Annotated in this window: 12 protein-coding genes; 4 read left to right on the top strand and 8 right to left on the bottom strand. The window is 35.1% G+C overall.

Features of this window, described 5'->3' with window-relative positions:
* Positions 1 to 75 precede the first annotated feature (75 nt).
* On the bottom strand, positions 76 to 891 hold the full coding sequence (locus Q7I96_06095) for a peptidylprolyl isomerase (GenBank protein ID MDO9627179.1): 816 nt from the start codon (positions 889 to 891) through the stop codon (positions 76 to 78).
* Entirely contained in the window at positions 882 to 2,015 is a 1,134-nt protein-coding gene (locus Q7I96_06100) for a nucleotidyltransferase family protein (protein ID MDO9627180.1), read from the bottom strand. The genes Q7I96_06095 and Q7I96_06100 overlap by 10 nt, the downstream gene beginning before the upstream one ends.
* Before the next feature lie 288 nt (positions 2,016 to 2,303).
* On the opposite strand from Q7I96_06100, the gene pyrC reads away from it, so the two are divergent.
* The gene (gene pyrC, locus Q7I96_06105; GenBank protein MDO9627181.1) at positions 2,304 to 3,635 is read left to right on the top strand and encodes a dihydroorotase; all 1,332 of its coding nucleotides are present in this window, start codon (positions 2,304 to 2,306) and stop codon (positions 3,633 to 3,635) included.
* Between the two features lie 107 nt (positions 3,636 to 3,742).
* On the opposite strand, the gene Q7I96_06110 is transcribed toward pyrC, so the two are convergent.
* Positions 3,743 to 12,433: a hypothetical protein gene (locus Q7I96_06110; protein MDO9627182.1), complete on the bottom strand. Its 8,691-nt coding sequence runs from the start codon at positions 12,431 to 12,433 to the stop codon at positions 3,743 to 3,745.
* Positions 12,434 to 12,637: 204 nt separating this feature from the next.
* Between Q7I96_06110 and Q7I96_06115 the strand changes: the two genes are divergently transcribed.
* On the top strand, positions 12,638 to 12,820 hold the full coding sequence (locus tag Q7I96_06115; protein MDO9627183.1) for a CooT family nickel-binding protein: 183 nt from the start codon (positions 12,638 to 12,640) through the stop codon (positions 12,818 to 12,820).
* Between the two features lie 85 nt (positions 12,821 to 12,905).
* Positions 12,906 to 13,553 carry a VTT domain-containing protein gene (locus Q7I96_06120; protein ID MDO9627184.1) on the top strand — a complete coding sequence of 216 codons (648 nt, stop codon included), beginning with the start codon at positions 12,906 to 12,908 and terminating at the stop codon, positions 13,551 to 13,553.
* Positions 13,554 to 13,847: 294 nt separating this feature from the next.
* On the opposite strand, the gene mvhB is transcribed toward Q7I96_06120, so the two are convergent.
* The 5 genes from mvhB to hmdC form a co-directional block, all read right to left on the bottom strand.
* Positions 13,848 to 15,086, bottom strand: a complete 1,239-nt coding sequence (gene mvhB, locus Q7I96_06125) for a polyferredoxin protein MvhB (protein ID MDO9627185.1) — start codon at positions 15,084 to 15,086, stop codon at positions 13,848 to 13,850.
* Positions 15,087 to 15,103: 17 nt separating this feature from the next.
* Entirely contained in the window at positions 15,104 to 16,522 is a 1,419-nt protein-coding gene (mvhA, locus tag Q7I96_06130; protein MDO9627186.1) for a F420-non-reducing hydrogenase subunit MvhA, read from the bottom strand.
* Entirely contained in the window at positions 16,522 to 17,448 is a 927-nt protein-coding gene (gene mvhG / locus Q7I96_06135) for a F420-non-reducing hydrogenase subunit MvhG (protein MDO9627187.1), read from the bottom strand. The genes mvhA and mvhG overlap by 1 nt, the downstream gene beginning before the upstream one ends.
* Before the next feature lie 14 nt (positions 17,449 to 17,462).
* The gene (locus tag Q7I96_06140; protein MDO9627188.1) at positions 17,463 to 17,891 is read right to left on the bottom strand and encodes a hydrogenase iron-sulfur subunit; all 429 of its coding nucleotides are present in this window, start codon (positions 17,889 to 17,891) and stop codon (positions 17,463 to 17,465) included.
* A 543-nt stretch (positions 17,892 to 18,434) separates the two neighbouring features.
* Entirely contained in the window at positions 18,435 to 19,967 is a 1,533-nt protein-coding gene (hmdC, locus tag Q7I96_06145) for a 5,10-methenyltetrahydromethanopterin hydrogenase cofactor biosynthesis protein HmdC (GenBank protein MDO9627189.1), read from the bottom strand.
* 418 nt (positions 19,968 to 20,385) lie between these two features.
* Between hmdC and hmdB the strand changes: the two genes are divergently transcribed.
* Positions 20,386 to 21,396 carry a 5,10-methenyltetrahydromethanopterin hydrogenase cofactor biosynthesis protein HmdB gene (hmdB, locus tag Q7I96_06150; GenBank protein MDO9627190.1) on the top strand — a complete coding sequence of 337 codons (1,011 nt, stop codon included), beginning with the start codon at positions 20,386 to 20,388 and terminating at the stop codon, positions 21,394 to 21,396.
* Positions 21,397 to 21,662: the final 266 nt, after the last annotated feature.

Consider the following 21,662-nt stretch of genomic DNA (forward strand, 5'->3'; position numbering starts at 1 on the left):
TAAAAAAAAAAAAAAATTTAAAAATAAAAATAGAATTGGAAAATAAATAATATAGAAAAAAGAAAAAATAAGAAATTATTCTTTCTTCACTTCAGAAGCATCTAAAACTTCTGGAATATCTTCAGCTACTTCTTCAATAACTTCTTCGGCCACTTCTTCCGCAGCAGATTCAGCAGCTTCCTCTTCAGCCTTTTTTTCAAAGACGTCAGTGAACTCTACTTTTTCTACGCCTTCGATGTTTTCCCAGATGTCACGGGAAATTCTGAATCGGGCAAAAGTAATATCCATATAAGGCTGGTTATCAAATTTAGCCACTTCATCCATGGAAATAACAACTTTACCATCTTCAAAGGTGATTTCTGTCTTGGAAACATCCAAATTTGGGTTAGGGTAGTGGAGTTTGATCATGCTTTTGACTTTTTCCAAGTCATCAGTGGTGACTTCTATAACTTCCACATCATATTCTAAAGTTTTGCCGGCCAATTCGTGGTTGAAATCCACTCGTACTCGGCCACCAGAAATGTTTATTACTCGCCCATTGTGGTTTTCCACAGTGAGAGTCATACCCACATAGGGATTAACACCTTGCTTTTTGAATTCCTTCATAGGAACTAGCTGAATTAATTTAGCATCTCGCTCACCAAAAGCTTGTTCAGGAGGAAGTTCGACTGTTTTCTTGTCTCCTTCTTCCATTCCTGCTACAGATTCATCTAGGCCTTTTAGTAAGTGTCCTCCACCTACAATAACTGGTATGGGCCCATAGGCCTTTTTATCAACTTTAATTCCAGCTTCTTCAGCTACTTCTTCAATAGTAGTGTCAAAGACATCACCGGTCTCTTTGGTTCGTCCTGTAAATTCTAATTTTATAAAGTCTCCTTCTTTCACTGCCATATTTTTAGCCTCCTGTGAGGTATTCTATTTTTAAACTCTTGTAAAACGTGTTTATCTTTATAATTTAATACACGAATAAGAGAAGGGTAATTTTCTATATATTTAGAAATTGTTTCCTTATCTACTTTTGCCTCCAGAGAAGATAAAACCCTACTTTTATGATGAGTACTGAAACCTTGAGAAATAGATTTAATAACCTCATTTAAAGAATTATAAGGCCTTTTATCAATAATATCATTAACTGTGGTTTCATTTAATAAAGAGAGATTTAATAATTCATCTCTGGAAGATTCATTCACTGTTTCCAGTATTAATTCTTCACTTCTTACATTATGAAGTGGTGCATAATTACTCTCTATCTCTTCCCTTAAAACTTCAATGGTTTCTGGAGGAAGCATGTCTTTCACCATGCTCAGGTCGTTATCAAGAACAGATTTTCTAATAAGCGTGCCACTAACACCTTCTATTCTTTTAACAAAAAAGAATTTATCCTTGGAATCAAAGCTAACTTTTTTAAGTGATTTAGAAAGTGAAGCAATAACATAATTATCTTCCTTTAGTTTTCCTTCCAGCAATATTTCTTTAGTTTCCATATCCACCATTTTATATGGTTTAGGGGCCACACCATGACCTATAGAAATTCTCTCCATGATTAAATCGAATCCTTCCGCGGGTTTATAACCTCGGGGAATGATATCTGCATCCAGGGCCTGGAACATCTTGGCCAGACACAAAGAGTACTGACCAGATCCCATTATTCCCATAGGTGGGCCTTCCACTACCAAATCAGCTCCCACAGCTACTGCAGTTCTGGCACGGGCTTGGCGAGTCATTATATAAGGCAACCCACGGCCACTGCGCTCAGTAGGTCCAGGGACAATGGCCACAAAAAGAGCATCGGGAAATGCATTCTGGGCCTGTCTCATGCAATGTAGGTGGCCTTTATGTAGGGGAGAGTATTCTGTGAAGTCAGCAATTATTTTAGGATCGTTTTTCATGTCTCTTTTAGAAGAATATTCTTCTTCAGATTCTTCCAAGCTTGGCTTTGTATTAGCTGCATCACTAAAAATTATTTTCCTATCCCTTTGCATTATTTTTTTGGCCAGTTCTTCTCTTTCCATCATATTATCTTAATTTTATTTTATATTTAAAATAAATAATAAATTGTTCTGTTTAAAATATAATAATACACATAATTAATGATAGAAAATATAAAATTAACAAATATGTTTTTTAATCCAGCAAAATTCTTAAACTAATATGAGTTAAGTAAAAATTGATATTGAATCTGAGCATATAATTTTAATTTATCGATTAATAATTTAACCGTTAGATAGAATAATTACAATATTACTAGTTGTAATTGCAATAAAATCAATAGTAGCATTAAAATATGGATGTTGGTGTCAATTATGATAGACCTGTGTATTCAGAACTGTAAGATTTCATCAGAAAGGAATTTATGTTCCATCAGTATAAACCAAGGCAAGATAGTAGATATAGGGAAAACTCCTTCAAAAGCTGAAAAAACTATTGATGCTAAAGAAAATCTGGTTTTACCCGGATTAATTGATGTCCATGTACATTTCAGAGATCCCGGGCTGACATATAAAGAAGACTTTAAAAGTGGAAGCCATGCAGCAGCTAATGGTGGATTTACCACTATTCTGGACATGCCCAATACAGTTCCGCCTACCAATACTGCTAAAAATTTCCAAAACAAACTTGAAATCGCTTCAAAAAAAAGTATTGTTGATTTCGGGCTGCATGCAGGAGTATCTGATTTAAAAGAAATAGAAAAAATCGCACCTTTGAGCCCTGCTTCCTTTAAAATATTCATGGATACTGTTGATGGTGGTTTTCTCAAGGAATCATTTAAAACTATCTCTGAACTTTCCATAGAAGAAAATAATGATATTAATATTCAAAATAATTCAAACTTAGCAAAACCTGTGATTACTTTACATGCTGAAAATAAAGACATCGTGAATCAATGTACAGAACAGTTAAAATCAAAAGAACAAAATATTCCATCGGATTACACTCTGGCCAGACCATCAGTGGCTGAAGAAGTTGCTGTGGCTCAAGCCATAGCCTTGACTTATCATTATCAGACCAAGACCCATTTTTGCCATGTAAGCACTCAAAAATCTTTAGATATGATAAATAGCTCAAAGTCATTCTTAAATAATATTTCAGCTGAAATTACTCCTCAACACTTGTTTTTAGATTCTTCTGCATTTAAAAAATTTGGTAATTTATCCAAAACTAATCCTCCTCTTCGAAAATATTCTGAAAAAGTCTCTTGGGAAAATTTGAGTAAAATAGATTTAATTGGAACAGATCACGCACCCCATTCCATAGAAGAAAAGAAAAAAGGGGTTTGGGATTCGTCACCGGGCATTCCCAACTTAGAAGTTGTTCTTAAATTACTTCTATCAAAATACCATGAACAAAAAATTAGTTTAGATTCTATAAAACGACTTTTATGTGAAAATCCAGCTAAAATATTTAATTTGAAAAATAAAGGGTTTATTAAAATAGGTATGGATGCAGATATAGTAATTATAGATCTCAAAAGAGAGGGAATTATAAATTCAGAAGAATTTTATAGTAAAGGCCATTACACTCCTTTTGAAGGTATGAAATACCATGGAGCCCCCATAATGACCATTTGTAGAGGTAACTTAGTCATGGAAAATAATGATGTGTACCAAAACCAAGGAATTCCTGCCTACCCTTAATTTTACGTCTTAAAATAAAAAATATTCTATTCTATTGATCAAATTTAAAAAAAAACTATTTTAAAATAAAAATAGAATAAACAGATTTCCAGTTATATACCATTTAGTTATTTTTTTGTCTTTTTACTACTTATAACACCACCCATTATCATTAATATGGCCATTATTAATGCTGCTAATGGTAAACCTGTATGCTGCATTGGGACTGTGTTTTGATGACTATGGTGGGGGCGATAATGGCGTTTAGGTCTCTTAATTAACACTGTAGCACTTGATACTTTAGAATCGCCCGGCCTAATAATTGGATCATAAGTTTTGGATGAAACTCTAGCCACATTAATTTTTTTCCCTGAGTAAACACCATAAAAGGTTATGGTGAGTTTAGCTATTTTATGGGCCGGTAAAAGGTTTATATTCCAAATTCCAGTTTTATGATTATATGTACCATAATTAGTAGTGTATGACACAAATCTAAGCCCTTTAGGAAGAACATCTTTCACAGTAACTCCTGTAGATGTGTCTGGACCCCAGTTTTGGACTATAATTGTGAAGTAGAGTTTTTTACCGAAGTAAGCTGACTTAGCACTAACTGTTTTTTTAATACCAAGATCTGCTGCAGCCGCCACATTTACAGTCGCATTATCAGAATCATTTTCAGGATATGGATCATACTCGTTTTCGGAGTATTTTTTGGCAGTATTTACAATAAATACATTGGATTTGACAACCTGAGCAACTATGTTAAGCAATACATAAGAACCATTATTAATCGAACCAATATCCCAAATACCAGTATTATGATTGTATGTTCCTCGATTTGTGGAGTATGAAATGAATTTCAGACCAGCAGGTAGAATATCTTTTACCTTGACCCCAGTAGCCCCATCTGGACCATTATTAATTGTTCGGATAGTGAAAATCACATTGCTCCAGTATTTTGGATTGGAAACATTCACTGATTTTATTACTGCAATATCTGCTGTTTTAATTTTAACTTCAGCTGTACTAGTATTGTTTTCAAGTATTGGGTCATAAGTTGATGAATTAATTATGGCAGTATTATTAAATGCTTTTGTTGCTGAAGATGACAATGCACCTCTTATTAAAATTTCTAGGACGCTTCCAGGTGTCATATTGCCAAGTGATAAATTTCCAGACCAAGTATTCCAAGTAAAACCATTATCCATGGAATATAACGGACTCAATATTACAGATGGAATTGAATCTGTTAATACAACTTCTCTAGCGTCAGAAGGACCATTATTGCCCACAGTAATTACATAGGTTACCACATCTTTTCCAGGTATTGCAATTACTGGGCCTGTCTTAACCACATAAACATCCGCAGTAGTATTCACCAAAGAAGACACATTAGACGTATTATTATCCGTGAAATTATCAAACGTGGACGAATTCACACTACCCGTATTATTCAAAACACCCAAAGCATCCGAAGACAACAAACCACTAATAGTAACATTAACCACACTACCAGGAGTCAAATTACCAACCAAATAAGTACCAGACCAAATACCCATCGATACACCATTAACCGAATAAACCGGACTCAAAACACTAACCGGAACAAGATCAGTTAAAACAACATCACGAGCCACCGAAGGACCAACATTACCCACCAACAAATTATAAGTAACATTCAAACCCGCAACAACCGGACCCACAACCGACTTAACCACATAAACATCCGCAGTAGTATTCACATTAGTAAGTGCTGAAGCAGTATTATTCTCAGGATGTTCATCAAGAGAAGTTGTATTTACTGTAACTGTGTTATTTAAAGTACCACTGGCATTAGCAGGTAATAAACCTCTTATAAATATGTTAGTAACCGAACCTGGATTTAATTCACCTAGTAAAAGTGATCCCGTCCAAGAAGACCAGTTTACATCATTTAGAGAGTATTGAACATTACTTAAGAATGTAATATTGTCATAAAGCATAGTGGAATGAGCCACTGAAGGACCATTATTTCCCACACTTATTGTGTATTTAATTACATCTTGACCTGCAATTGCAGAAGCAGGCCCTAGTTTAGAAACATGAATATCAGCAATAGATTCCACAGTAGTAATTACTGTATCAATATTTGGTGTTGGATCAGGAGTAGTGGTAGTTACATTTACAGTATTGTTTAATTCAGTTCCATTAACAGTTGATGGATTAACAATTCCATTCAAGTAAATTATTCGAGTATTATTAGTTATATTGGCTAAAATAGTTCCCAAATTAATATAACCTCCAATGGGTGGCCAATTAATCCAATTTATACCATCTAAAGAGTACTTGACATTATTTAATTGTGCAGGGACATTATCATAAACCTGTACATTCAATGCATCAGAAGGCCCATTATTAGTGACAGATATTGTATAAAATATTTGATTACCTGCTATGATAATTGAAGGGCCATTTTTATCTACTTGTAAATCCGCTTGTGTATTAACTGTGGTATTGACAGAATCCGTAGCAGTCCGATTAACTGGAGTAGTAGTTGTCGCATTTACTGAATTATTTAATACTGTGCCATTCGCAGTAGAAGATGGTACTGTAGCATTAACCCATACTGTGCTTGATTGGTTTGCTATTAAAGTACCTAAATCAATAAAACCACCCGCAGGAGGCCATGTAATCCAGTTTACTCCATTTGTAGAGTATATAATATTTATTAGTTGGGCAGGTATGGAATCAAATAAATGCACATTCAATGCATCAGAAGGCCCATTGTTAGTAATTAATATTGTGTAACTAATATTGTTTCCAGCTATAACTATAGCAGGACCATTTTTATCAACTACTATATCTGCCAGCTGTTGCACCGTGGTACTGGTTTGGGCAGAATTATTCCCGGAAATTGGATCAGGAGTATCACTTGTTACATTGACTGAATTATTTAAAATTCCCACTGGAGCTGAAGAATTAATAGTTCCACTCACCAGTATGGTTATGTTACTTAATGAAGAGATATTTCCAAGATTTAGTGTAAGTGGATTGGTTAAATTGTACCAAATACCACTAAGCATATACTGGACATTATTCATCCTAGCAAACCAAACTGGATCTATAAGATCATTTAATACCACATTAATTGCAGTATCTGGACCATTATTTCCCACATTTATAGTGAAGTTAATTTGCTGACCAGCATATATTGTAGGTGGGGCGATTTTAGTAACAAATATATCCGCACCCAGTATATGAGTTACAGAACTTCCAGAAGTATTGTAAATTCTTTCATTAGTATCATTTCCACTAAGAGAACTGTAAGTTAAGTTTGCTATATTAGTTATATTAGTTCCTGCTAGAGAAGCGTTATTATTAACTGCACATCTAAATATAATGGTTGCATTTTGGCCTAGTAGAAGAGCTGGGCCATTAAATATTATTTTTCCAGGCTGCGTTGCATCTGCGGTCCATGCACCTGGAAGAGATGTAGTATCCAGATAAGTCATTCCTGCAGGAATATTATCTACAATAATTAAATCATGAGCATTTGAAGTGCTGGAAACTTTGTGTGAAATATTCAAAGTAAATGTGCAAATATCTCCAGGTTTAATATTGGTACTAGCAGTCTTAATTATTTGTAAATCTGGTTCAATTACTCTAGTAGTTGTAGTAGAAGAACCTCCATTGACTTCACCAGTAGCACCTTGATAATAAACAGTTGCATTATTAGTTAAATTAACTCCATTTTGGTTACCTATCACATTAAGAACCATTACTGTATAATCAATAGTAATATTGCTGAACTGAGTTGCATTTACCTGTCCAAAGACAAACTCCCATGTATTTGTAGTGCTATTGAAAATTGCTGTAGGAGTACTGATTTGAACTGTTAAATTCGAACCTATAGTATAATTAAATAATCCAGCTACCACACTAAGTCCATTTGGAACCAAGTCAGTTATTTTCAAATTATTGGTAGTACCAATCGGGATACTAATAACTATAGTTTGAGGAGCTGTGGCCCCTATAGTGAGGTTTACATTCTTAGATCCGCCAGAAGTCTTATTTATAGATGGTGAACGAGCAGTGATATTCACTAGAGCAGTAGCATTTATGTTATTAACTGCACCAGCAGGCATGGTTGGATCCCCAGTCCTTTCACCAGTAGATGTGCCTGGTGCGCCAGGTGTTTGGCCACCAGATCCATTTGTTCCCGGCAAACTAGTACCTGTTACATTAACCCGATTGGCTGTGGTTTGATTAAAAGTTATGTTCTGTTTTAAATCGGCCACAAATGTAATAGTTAAGTTTTGGTTTACAGGAAGCCTATCAAAGGTAACTGTAAGGTTTCCTGTACTGTTATCAAATGTTTGATTAAAATTAATTAGAGTGCTATTAGTAATAGTAATATTTCGAACATTTACAAAGTTAGCGTCAACCATATCCCATATTACTCCATCATAAACTGGTGCCATGGCCCCATTATTATTTCTAACCACAATAGTAAATGTTATAGAATCAGTTCCTTGAGGAGCAGTATTACTAGCAGTTTTAGTTACACTTAAATTAGGTAATCTAACCACGATATTTTGAGTATTGCTACTTATAGTTCGGCTTTGATTGGTAGCATTAAGGAAATCTATATTGCCTATATTGCCTATGGTTCTATTACCAGTGTTCACAGCATCATTTCTTAAAACTACACTGAATAATAAGCTAATAGTTTCATTTAAACTATTAGGATTATTATTTGTAACATTACCCAGAGAAAATGTCAAAGGGCTAATAGTAGTCTCATTTATTGCTTGGAAATCAGTAATATTTAGAGAAGTAAAGTTGAATCCTGTGGCAGTAATATTACCACTACTTCTACTAATTAATGATCTTAACTGTATATAAGAGAGTCCATTGTTTAAAACATCCCTTATTGTTAGATTTTGAGTAACTCCGGCAGGTATAGTAATATTAAGTTGATAAGTCACAACTTCCCCTATAAAAATATTAGTTCCTGTTGAATCAATCTCAGAAGTGTTGAAAATACCTTTAGTGATTGATGGGGCTACAGTTCTAAGTAAAGTACTATTAGTAACCGTGTAATTCCTGTTTTCAGTCCGTGGAATTGTAGTAATATTTAATGAATCATAGGTTGCCGTGGCAGAGTTATTGTAAGATGAATTAGAGATTATATTATTCATCAATGTCACATTGAATGTGAAAATTGCATTCTGGCCATTGAGTAAAGTTCCATCAGTGTAAGTCACTATTCCAGTTGACGAATTGTAATTAAATGAGAATCCATAAGGTGTGCTATTGGCAACAACAGTAGCCCAGTTAAATGCAGTCCCATTTAATGAATCAGTAATTGTAATGTTATATGCTGGTGATAAACCATTGTTAGTTAAATTTAGTCTAACTGTTACAATTTGGCCTCCAACAGCAGGGTTAGGAGTAATAGTTTTAATCAAGTTCAGTTGAGGTTGTAAAACATTAAAATTATAGTTAGTAGTTAATTGAGATCCCGGATTATTGTCCCAGTTAAGATTCACTGTGTTTGTTTTGGAAAGAACCGTGCCAGTTATAGGATTAGAAGCTAAATTATTGAGCACCACAGTTTTAAGATTTATATAAAACGTGTTTGTAGAATTATTGTTATCTCCTAAAATTGTGCTATTTCCATTGAATAAGAAAGTTATATTATTTCCAACCACTGCGAAAGTTAGACTTCCTAAAGTTCCATTGAATCCAGACAGATCTATTGTATAATTACCATCATATGCAAGTCCCGAAGGCAATATATCTGATATTCTTAGATTTTGAATTTGGCCTTCAGGTAGGGTGACTGTAATGCGGAATGTTCCCTGTTCACCAATGGTAAGGTTATTTCCAGATGTTCCAGGATCAGTACTATTTACTAAATTCTTAGAAATAGTAGGATCTGCGATAGTTACACTAGCCTGATCTTGGAATAAACTTTGATCTTGAACATAATTAGGTCCACCATCAGTTGAACCGTAATTAGTAATTTGAGCAGTATTATTAATTATCTGACGAGGATACACATTAGAAGCCACATCAACACTATAAGTGATTAAAACTGTGGAATTGCCTGGAATAATATTATTCAATATTAGACCCGTAGCGTTGGTTAAATTACCAGTGTAGTTAATAATGGGAGTTCCATTTCCATAGACCACACTTATTATATTAAAATTGACAAATCCTGATAAAATATTATCTTTAATTATTGTATTATACGCATTGTAACTTCCCTGATTTCCAATGGTGATAACAAATGTTACTTTATCTCCAGCATCAGCCCCCGTAAGATTTCCATTAATAGGTAATATGCTTGGAAGTGGAGAAATAGTTCCTGCTCCAGTGGTATTCAAGATACCTTTAGTTATATTCAAAGCCGGTTCCTGAGTAATAAATGAAATTATAGCATTATCCGAAAAAATAGCTCCCGGACTGTTCTCATACATGATATTCATTAAATTAGTCAAGTAAAGGCCATCCGCCATTGGATTATTCGTAGCATTGACTGTGAATAAGATATGGGCTATTCTAACATTTTGATCTGTACTATTTACCAGACCATAACTAAATGAAAGAGTATTATCCAAAGCACCAATAGTTAATGTAGGCACCCTGCCCAAAAAACTGCTTAAAGTATCATCACTAGCCAAACACCATTGTCCAACACCTGGTGGCGTGTCTCCCTGAGTACTATTTGTTAAAGAAACTTGAGTAGCATTAAAGAAAGGTATAGGCAAGAAATCCTTAATAGTAAAGTTTTCCAGGTTAGTTGTGGGCACAGCAACTCTTAAAGAGAAAGTCACTAAGTCACCCGGCTTTATAAAGTTAGTTAGATTAGTAGTATTCCCATTTATAGCATATAATTTCTTTTCAATAGTTGGGGCCACTATTGTAATTGAGGTCCCACTGCTCTCAGTAACATTATTAGGAGAATTAGTTAATCCCGCAGCAATATTTACTGCATTTGTAGTATCATCATTAGATGTTAAGAAAGGGTTACCCCCATGAAAGTTAGCTGGATCTTCGAAAGCTATATCAATTAGAGACCTGAAAAATATACTTCCCGTGGTGGCCCCTAAATTAATGGAACGGTTATTGTAAAGTCCTCCAGTTAATATGCCAGATAGTCCAGAATCTATCATCTGTTGAGAAACATTGAATACTATGGTCCATGTCCCTGTAGCATTATTGTGAGTAACAATATAATTACTTGAATTAAATGTAATGTTATTAGTTGTCCCATTGGTATTGATAATTAAGTAAGGTATGAATGATGATAGGAAGCTTTGACCATCACCGATTATATCAGTAATTATTATATCCTTAAATTGGAAATAATCAGATACCTGAAATGCAATAGTATATTGCAAAGTATCAGTTGGTTTTACATTAGTCCCATTTAGATCCAAAACAGATTTTTGTATAGATAGTGATCTCAAAGTAATATTATAATTAGTATTAGTTCCATTATCTGTAACTGTAAGGTTACCATATTTACCTGTAGCCCAAGAATCATTTGGTCCTGACGATGGTAAACCAGTAAGTGGATCTATAACTGGTTGGGAAGTACTATTAAATTCAGGAGCATAAGCAAGATAAGTAACTGTTTTATCAGTACCTGCTATGCCTACAAGAGTTCCGAATGTAACATTTATAATTCCACCCCGAGTTGTACTATTTGGAGCAGTGAAATTCCCACCAGAAGGATTAACCATATTTAAGAATTGCATATTACCAGAAAGTAAGTCAGAAATTGTAACATTATTTACTACTGCCCCTGATGCAATATCCAATGTTAATATGTAAGTAACTGGATAGTTAGGTCCTGTTGAAATTTCATTCTCACTTACAGTAGTAGTTTTTGTAAGACGTATTACGGTTGGAGTAACTGTACTGTTAACTCTTGGCCCATATATTGCCGGATCAGTAGAAGGATTATCAATGGGGTCATCACCAAATCTAAATACTGGAACTGCACTCACATTTAGGGGTACCGCAATAGTTGCATTAGCAGCCATGAAACAATTAACTGTTACTGGTGCTACAGGTTGGTCCGGGGTAAAACTTCCAAAGGGATATTCTAAAATATATAAATGGTAACCCGGAGTACCATTTGCCATCTGGTGAGTAAGGGGGTTAAAAATTTGACCAGACAATCCGAATATTCCCAGATCATATGTTTTTATGGGATTACCTAAATAATTAGCACTATTAAATGTAATTTGAGATGGGAGAGAAAGTTCTACAATTGGGCCAAACCCAGTGGTATTGGACGGATTATCAAAAGTAACTTGTAGTGAAAAACTTTCATTAATAAATGTTTCACCGGGAGAACCAATTGCTACTGAAGGCTGTCCTAACCGGAAGTTAGCTACAGCACTAGTTATTCCAGTACTATTGTTTAAAACGGTTAAAACCTGTTGTGTGGGAGACAGGTGTCCAGCATATGCGGCTATAACAATAAATTTTGTTTCATTACTTAAAAATGAAAGATTATAAATACCATTTTGACCAGTAGTTGTCTGGCCTAATTCTACGCCAGATAGTGTTTTTACTTTTACACTAACTCCAGGAAATGGTTTACTTGTGATGCAATCAGAAACTACACCCGATATTGAAACTGATTTATGATTAGAATTAACTGAATTATTAAAATCATTAGATTGATAAGATTGATTAGAAACAAATGAAACACTATTATTTGTAGCATTATCACCCGTGAAATTTTCTGCTGCTGAAACAGAACCAATAGATAAAATTAATATTGCTAAAGAAATTATTAAAAATATTTTTTTCAAGTCCATATCCCCCACTAAACTTGTTATTAAACGTTATTATAATAAATATGTTTTTGGTCAAAGATTAATATAAGTTTATCCATTTGAGCTTAAGAAGTATTTATAGCAAAAATTCTATCCTAATAAAAAAATTTAATTAGGTATGAGTAAATAATAAATGAATAGAAAATAATATGCTATTAAAATATAAAATGAGGAGATAATATGTGCGAATCGACAGCATACTCTACAGATGGATCTTTAATAATGGAAGATGTTTTATTGATAAAGATAGATGGAAATCAAATCGATTTAACAGACATATTAAACCAAAAGAAAACTATTAAAGGACATATAAGTGAAATAGACCTTGATAAACACGGAATATATATTAATTTAGAAAAATAATGAGCAAATAAAAGCTTTGTGTGGTTAGTGCATTAAATTATATTTGCAGAAAATATTAGAAATATTCTAAAAAACAGTGATCTAAATGATTAATGAACTGTTTTTATCTCTAAAAAGTTTTTTCGTGTCTTATGGTGCTCTTGGGGTATTTTTGGGGAGTTTACTTGAAGAAATAATAGCCCCCATTCCTTCGGCCATCGTGGTTATGGGAAGTAGCTTTCTTATAATGGGAACGGATCCCCTGAACATTTCAAGTTTTATTAAACTATTTTTGAATGTCTCCATCCCTGCTTCACTGGGATTAACCATAGGTTCACTTTTATTATATGGCCTAGGCTATTATTTAGGAAAACCATTCATCGTAAAATGGGGTAAATATCTGGGCCTTAGTTGGGCAGATGTGGAAAAAACACAGAAAAAGTTTGCTGAAAGTAAAAGTGATGACATAATCCTTTTCACTTTAAGGGCTATACCTCTTGTTCCAAGTGTAGCTATAAGCACCTTTTGCGGTTTCATACGATTCAACCTAAAAGATTATATCATTATTACTTTTTTAGGAAGTTTAGTTCGGGCTTCCGCACTGGGATTCATTGGATGGCAATTTGGAATTGCTTACAAACAATTAGCCGAACAAATATCTAATTTAGAACAAATAGTAGTTATGGGAATTATTATTTTAGTTATAGGATACTTGATATATATTAAATACCTAAAAAATAAAAAATCATTTTAGACTAATATTCTCATGATATTTTTTTGGATATTTTAATATTACATTTTAATGTCTTGTTTTAGAATTAAAAATATATGAATATTAACCATTTAACCCTGATGAATAATATAAATTCAGACATTAAATTTTCATTTATGGGAATTATAAGTATATTAGAAAAATAAATTTTTAAATAAGTTTGATTTTTAATTTAAGTCCCGAAAACGATCACTACAATTAATTATTTAAATTCCAGTTCTTGTAAAAATAAAAAAAATAAAATAGAGTTTAGTGGTTTAAAACCGTCTAAACTATTTATTTTAAAGACAATGCATTCTTTGGGCAGGCAGGTATGCACTGGTCACAAAGGATACAGAAACCTTTGAGTGGTACTTTGTCTTCAGTGATTTTCAGCATGTTGTATGGACATACGTCGACACAATCACCGCATTCATCACACAGAGAAGGATTGTACTGAACCCTTTTCCTTTTGACAACTTGACCATCCACGACTTTGTCCATTTCCACTAAAGATAAAGCATCTTTTGGACAGGCCATAGTACATGCACCGCACCGGGTACACATGGAGTATGATGATTCTGCGTCTACTTTTACCTGTTCTGGTAATTGCATACCAGTCTTGGTAACTACCCGAATAGCGTCGTTTGGACAGATGTTGGCACAACCTCCGATGAAATCACATTTCTCAGCATCATAAACGAGGCCTTCTTCACTGGCAGGTTTAGCAGGTCCCAGTTCAACTTCCAGATCAATAGCATCCACAGGACAAATCTTCTCACATAAACCACAAGCAGTACAGATTGCAGGTAGTTCCACAGTAAGGTTAGAATCCTTAGCTACGATGAAGTCTCCAGGACAGGCTTCTAGACAGGAATTACATCCTATACAAGTTTCCGCGTCCAATTCGAACTTCTTCATGTCTTTGGTACGTTTTTCAGGTTTTTTACCAGAAATGAATACTGCATTCCATGGGCAGGTCTGGGAACAGACACCACATTTAATACAGGTGTCCTCATCGATATCAATAACTCCACCAATTTCTGGGAGAGTTATAGCATCTACTGGACATTCAGGGACGCACATTCCACAGCCGACACAGTCAGCAATGAAAATAGCTCCTTCGATATTCAATTCCTTATGAGCAGGTTCCTTGATACCATCAATACCAATAACATCTACCGGGCAGATGTCAACGCATTTCTGGCACATTACACAGAAACCTTGCAGTGGGATCTTCTGGACTTTTCCTTCTTCCAATTTCAATGTTTGAGGAGGGCAGACATCTACACAGTCGCCACATTCATTACACTTAACTGGATTGAAAACGATCCGTTCTTGAGTGGTACCTTCTTCATCCATAACCATGGATTCGACTTTTAAAGCATCCTGAGGACAGGTAGCTACACACTTAGGATCTCCGCCACATATATCACAGTAAATAACATTGCTTGGTGTTACTTCTATGGCTGCGGTGGGGCAGGTACCTTGACAGGCTCCACATTTAATGCAGTCTTCTTTATTGACTACTATCATTTTTACCACCTGCAATATTATATTTGTTTGATTAGGTTACCCTGTTTGTCAAACACTTCTAAGGTGGCAAGTCTCATTTGGCTGTCGATGGTGTGGGTAGCACAGGATAGACATGGGTCGTATGCTCTGATAACCATTTCCATTAAGTTGAAGATCTTGTCGTCTACTTCTACACCAGGCTTAATGTAGTCTTTAGCAACTTTCTGAATACCCATTTCCATAGCAGGGTTATTCTGGATGGTTGCAACTACAATGTTGACGTCGGTCATGAGGCCGTCATCATCAGTTTTGTAGTGGTGTATTAAAGTTCCACGAGGTGCTTCTACAATTCCTACACCTTCACCAGCTTGTCTTTCGATAGCGTCTGGGAATTTTTGTCCAGATAAATCTCCTTCTAGAGCGTCAGCAGCACATTCTGCAGCAGCTAACATTTCTATGAGACGTGCCCAGTGGTAAAGTAAGGTTTGTTGACCATAGCCAAAAGCATCATGGAATTCCGTGAAGCGTTGTTGAGCTAATGGTGCAGCGTCTGGCATTTTATCAGCAACATTTAATCTGGATAATGGGGAAACCCGGTAAATACCTTCTGGGTATCCTAGTTCCTTGATGTAAGGGAATTTTAACCAAGAGTAAGGTTTAACGTGCTCAGCAACAGTGTCTAAGTACTCGTTGGATTTGAATTCACGGAAAATGCTTCCGTCTTTTTCTTTAATCCGTACATCACCGTTGTAAACATCCCATACACCATCATTAACTAAACCAGTGTGTCGAGTTTCAATGTTACCTAAAGTGTTAACCAAGTCAATATTTTCTTCAAATATTGGTATAGCTAAATCTAAAGTAGCTTGGGCTAATTCGACGTTCTGTTGAGCTTTTCCAAGTAAGTCTTTTTGAGTTTCAGCATCCAGTTCAGTGGAGATACCACCCGGAGTGGATGAAGTTGGGTGAATAGGTCGTCCACCAACAGCTTTAACAATATCTAGACCGTTTTTCCTGAGTTGAATAGCTTGTAGAGCTAAATCAGGAGCATCTTTAATAATTTGGAATACGTTTCTGGTTTTTCTATCTTTTCCAGCAATAAAATCAGGAGCAGCTAAGAAGTAGAAGTGAAGCGCGTGAGAGTGCATAAATGAACCCCAGTTCATTAGTTCTCTCATTTTATAAGCGGCAGGCAAGATTTCATCATCTTGGAATCCGTAGCACTGGTCTGCAGCTTTGGCCGCAGCCAAGTGGTGCTGAACATCACAGATACCACAAATACGAGGTACTATCCGTGCTGCTTCTTCTACAGGTCTGCCCTGCATGAATTTTTCGAAACCTCTAAATTCCATAACGTGTAGACGGGTGTCTTCCACGTTTCCGGCGTCGTCCAGGTGCACTGTAATTTTTGCGTGCCCTTCAATACGAGTTACAGGTTCCATAGTGAGTTTTACCATTATTTACCCTCCTTTCTCATTTTGACTGGCACTAAAGCAGCTGGGAGTGTGTAAGTGTAAAAAGTACCTACTATATCATCCAGTTGATCAGCAACCTCTTCTGGGTCAACAGTCTTATCCTGTTCGATCCCATAATCAGAAGCAATAGCACTGATCATCTTTGCGCCTTGGTCTTGAACCTTAGGAGTAGGTCCGTAACATCCTCTACATTGGATAGCAATAGTTGGGCATTCTGCTCCACATAATGATAGAGTAGCTGGTCCCATGCATATTAATCCTTGAGAGATTAGGCATAATTCTTCTTCTGGTTTACCAATTTCAAACTGTCTTTTGATGAAGTCCATAGCTAAACCTTCTGGTGGTTTTTCTCTTGGACATACTTCACACAGGTTGGTGGATGGTAATTCCACAGCTTCTCCTTTTAATAATCCCAATACTGCTTGGGCAACCACATCAGATCGTGGAGGACATCCAGGTACGGATAAATCCACATCTATTGCTTCAGCTAGTGGTCTTACTCTGCTTTCCAGATGCGGTACTTCTTCATTAGGAATTATACCTTCTGGGTTAATAGTACTTGGGGAGTTAATATAAGCTTCTTGAGTTAAGTCATCAACAGAGTGAAGGTTTCCTAATCCTGGGATTCCACCGTAAACCGCACAAGTTCCATAACTAATTAGGAACTTAGCTTTTTCTCTTAGCATTTCGGCTAATTCTCGGTTTTCCTCGTTTCGAATTCCACCTTCAACTATTAAAACATCTAATTCTGGAACTTCATCATATTTAGTGTCCATTAGAACTGGGCTGAATTCGAAGTCTGCCAATTCCATAACATCTAAAATTGCTTCGTGGAAATCAGCAATGGACAAGTGACATCCAGAGCATCCGCCCAGCCACATAGTTCCTATTTTTGCTTTTTCGGCCATTTTCTTTCCTCCAATTAGGCCTCAGCCTGAATTTGTTCTTTTAAAGGGGATGGTCCTAGAGCTTTTATTCGATCAACCATCATTTTAACGGTATCCGCGAATTTTTCGCCCTCAGAAGCGGAAATCCAGTCGTGATAAATTCTATCTCTGCCAATTCCCATTTCTTCTGCAAGTTTATAAATTAATCTCATTCTTCTATCAAGTTTGTAGTTTCCTGCGTCATAGTGACAGTCACCGTGGTGGCATCCAGTTACTAAAACACCATCTGCGCCTTCACGGAAGGCCTTCAAAACAAACTGCGGTTCAATTCTTCCAGAACACATTACTCGAATTACTCTGATATTTGTCGGGTATTGCATCCTTGCTGTACCAGCAGTGTCAGCCCCACCATAGGAGCACCAGTTGCAACAAAACATTACAATTTTTACGTCATCCTCAGCCATAGAGTTTCCTCCTTGCTATTACAATACTGTACTATCAATTTTACCATGAATTGGTTTATTAATTGTACCTGTTATATGGATTTAAACCAAGTAAGTATAAAGGTTACTTATAAACACAAGTAGAAAATTTTATATATTAGATTAATAATTTTATTTTTAGTATTACATAGCTGAAGGATTAATTACAGTTCTTTTTTACGATTAAATGCTATTTTATAATCTAGTAAACTAAAATAAAAAATAATTAAATCTAATTTTATATTATAAGATAGGGTCCGCGCTATTCTCAACTCATTTCCTATAGTCAGTAATACATTTATAAATTATTATATTATAAATTAAATTCCATAGAACTAATCAAATTTTTTAAAGTAATTTTCTATTAATCAAATATAATGCTACTAAATAAAAATTAAAAAATTCGAACATCCATTAATAAAAATTAAATAATAATCAATTAGGATATCTAGAAAAATTACTAATTAATAGTTGCAAAAAGTTCCAAGAAAATTGAAATTAAAAAATAAAAAATAATTAAGGAAATTAAACCAGAGTTATAGATCCTGGGAGATTTTTAGATAATCTCTGGGCCAACCCTGGAATCGTGGAAGTTATAATTGAACTTTGAGCATCATTATAAGCTTTTTTATCATCAGAGTTTGCTTGAATAATATCCGTTTTCAATTCAGATCTAAGATTATCAACCGTGACTTTTTCTACCCAAGGATCAGTGTCACTAATAATAATTTCATCCACCAAGCCATCTAGTTCCTTGGCCATGGCCCAAGAAACAAATCTTCCACCAAATAGGGCCACAGAATCTTTTATTTGACCATTTTCAACCATTTTAACAATATCTGAAACCGTATTTTCCACACGGGCCTTGGCATAAAGGGGTGTTGCTGCCACACATACCCAATGGGCATCTCCTAAAACTGAATCTCCAATCTTTTTAGGATAAACATTTTCAGGACCAACAACTTTTACAGAGGCAGTCAGGGCCTCCAGCTCGCCTTTTCCAATTGGGGCTTGAGTTTGCCCACCACATCCGCAGCCACAATTAATCTCTTCTCGGATAATTTGCATAACCCGTGGAAGACCAAAATTACCTCTTTTAGCAGTTTTAGGAGAATATCCGCACATATATCCATGGTGATTTTGAGGGAAACCCGTAATAATAGCATTGAGTCCTGCTCTTAATCCTACACGGCATTCATCTTCATAGGCACCATTGGTAGCCACTATTTTTCCAGGAACTAGTATTCTAGCAATGGTAATGGCCTTGGCAAAAGCATCTAGTCGGTTTGGAGCCTGATTGAAGGGGCCTCCTTCTAAGACGAAAACATCAGCCCCCATTTCCAAAGCCGTGCTAAAACCAGCTATCAAATCATCATATCCATCCCCTACAAACATTATAGATTCGATACCTTTTCCATGTTTTTTGGCCAGCTCTGCAACTTCACGCGCTTCATCTAGAGGTGCAGCATGGCCTTCTCCTCCCTGAACAGAGGTTAAATTAATAGCCACCGAAGAGGCTAGCTTTATCCATTCTTCCCTATCGGCCAACCCATCTTCCTCTTTATCAAAAAGCCGGGAATGAATTCTGTCCCTAGGACAGCCATCAAATGGAGGGCCCTGCATATAACACTGTCCAGGACATTTAATAATCTCTTTAGGAAACCTCATAGGTCCAAAACGGCCAAAATGATCTAAATCCATTGGGACGTCTGTGGCCTCTCTTACTTCCCTGATTAAATCCAGAGGTTTCATCCCATTGGCCTCAGCAATATCAGCAAATGCATAGGCACACACATGAATAGATGCCCCAATACTATCTGATAGAACACAATTACCTATTAAATCAATTTTATCCAAGTCAGAGGCGCATGTTCCCGCCAAAATTTCAGTCAAATCACATCCTAAAGGGAATGTTTTGAAGTTCATTCCCAGTTTTTGGGCATCTGCTCTGCTGAGCTGGGAAACCGCGTCTATGATTTCTAAAGGATCTTTTTTTAGTTTAGAAAGCTCCCATGCAGCATCTAAATCATTAATTGCGTCTTTAATAATATCATGCATCTTTTCACCTGAAATAAACTAATAAATTAATATTTTGATACTAGTAAAAATTATTTAATAATTAGTTTTGTTAATAATTTTTGAGTAAATTTTTATATTTTATATTAAGTTTATATTAAATTGTCAATTATATAAAAATTTCAGAATATCATTATACTAAAATACTATTATAATAATTATAAATTTATACTGAATTAAAACTAATAATAAATACTAATAATAATTTTTATTAATGATTTTTGTGAACTAGCTATAGTTAAAATATTCAATAAAATAACTATCAACATAAAATAGATAATAAAAATAGATTAATTTATTCGATAAAAATCATTTTAAAATAATCTCTTAAATTCAAACTTATAACATATTCATAAATATATTACATAATAATTCTCACAAAATCGGTTTAGGTGTTAATTTGATAGAAAAAATCCTTAATAAATCATTGGAATGTGAAAATCTTCAGAAAGAGGAGTTACTAAAACTATTTAATGTGACTTCACCTGAAGAAATTCAACTAGTCATGGATACAGCGGCTACCATCCGAGACCAGAAAAGCAAAAAAATCAAACTCACCTCAACTGTGCATCTTACCAATGTCTGCCAGGTGACACCTAAATGCAAATACTGTGGTTTTGCAGCCCGTACCTCATCTGAAGGATACTATCATCCATTTTATAAAAAAGAGGATGAAATTTTGAAAGCCGCACTTTCAGTGGAAAATTCTGGTATCCCTCGGATTAGCTGTTCCGGAGCCCACGGTTACCATGGCCAACAAGCAGTAACTGCTGCTAAAGTAGTTAAGGAGAATACATCCTTAGAACTTCTGGTAAATGTAGGATCTGATTTAAATACTGAATCCTTAAATGAACTTTCTCATTATGAAACAGATACTGTGTGCTGCAATCTGGAAACCGTGAATGAAAGCATTTTCAATGAACTAAAGCCAGGTGAAAAACTCAAAAACCGGATAAAAATCTGTGAAATGGTAAGTGAACTTGATCTGGAACTTTCATCTGGGCTTTTAATTGGGCTAGGAGAATCATACGAAGACCGAGTAAATCATTTATTTTTCCTTAAACAATTTTCAAGTCTGGGAGAAATACCCATTATGGGATTCAATCCTTATCAAGACACACCAATGGCCAGTCACCCCCCATGTTCTCTTGAAGAACAAATGAAAACCATAGCCATTACTCGAATAATGTACCATGATATTAGAATTACCGTTCCTACACCGACTATTGGGCCAGAAAATGTTAAATATTCTTTAATGGCCGGTGCAGATAATTTAGCTACGGTGATTCCAGACCATTACCCATCTCATGTTAAAGGTGTGGGTTCCCCAGCTTATGGAAATCTTAAAGAAGTAGTTAAAGTTGTAGAATCAATGGGGCTTAAAATAGAATATCTAAATGCGTCAAAATAAATAAATAAATAACATTAAATATCTCCCCCCCAACTAATTTTATAAGTTTTAAAATATTTTTTATTTTCTAAAGTATTCTTACTGTTTTGAGTTTACTTGATTATGTTTTATTTTTTTATTTATTAATGAGGTTGACTCATAATTGTTTTTTTTGTTGTGTGGGGTTAATTTTATATTGTAGGTTGTTCTATTATTTATTTAGTTGTTTATAGTTTTTTCATGGTGTTTTTCATGGTTTTAAGAGAATATAAAATGGGTCAGTCTTT

It is taken from the genome of Methanobacteriaceae archaeon, assembly GCA_030656015.1.
Classification (GTDB): domain Archaea; phylum Methanobacteriota; class Methanobacteria; order Methanobacteriales; family Methanobacteriaceae; genus UBA349.

Excerpts from the sequence above, each read along its gene's own strand:
- Q7I96_06095 (MDO9627179.1), bottom strand. The coding sequence starts at position 891 with ATGGCAGTGAAAGAAGGAGACTTTATAAAATTAGAATTTACAGGACGA.
- Q7I96_06100 (MDO9627180.1), bottom strand. The coding sequence starts at position 2,015 with ATGATGGAAAGAGAAGAACTGGCCAAAAAAATAATGCAAAGGGATAGG.
- pyrC (MDO9627181.1), top strand. The coding sequence starts at position 2,304 with ATGATAGACCTGTGTATTCAGAACTGTAAGATTTCATCAGAAAGGAAT.
- Q7I96_06115 (MDO9627183.1), top strand. The coding sequence starts at position 12,638 with ATGTGCGAATCGACAGCATACTCTACAGATGGATCTTTAATAATGGAA.
- Q7I96_06120 (MDO9627184.1), top strand. The coding sequence starts at position 12,906 with ATGATTAATGAACTGTTTTTATCTCTAAAAAGTTTTTTCGTGTCTTAT.
- mvhB (MDO9627185.1), bottom strand. The coding sequence starts at position 15,086 with ATGATAGTAGTCAATAAAGAAGACTGCATTAAATGTGGAGCCTGTCAA.
- mvhA (MDO9627186.1), bottom strand. The coding sequence starts at position 16,522 with ATGGTAAAACTCACTATGGAACCTGTAACTCGTATTGAAGGGCACGCA.
- mvhG (MDO9627187.1), bottom strand. The coding sequence starts at position 17,448 with ATGGCCGAAAAAGCAAAAATAGGAACTATGTGGCTGGGCGGATGCTCT.
- Q7I96_06140 (MDO9627188.1), bottom strand. The coding sequence starts at position 17,891 with ATGGCTGAGGATGACGTAAAAATTGTAATGTTTTGTTGCAACTGGTGC.
- hmdC (MDO9627189.1), bottom strand. The coding sequence starts at position 19,967 with ATGCATGATATTATTAAAGACGCAATTAATGATTTAGATGCTGCATGG.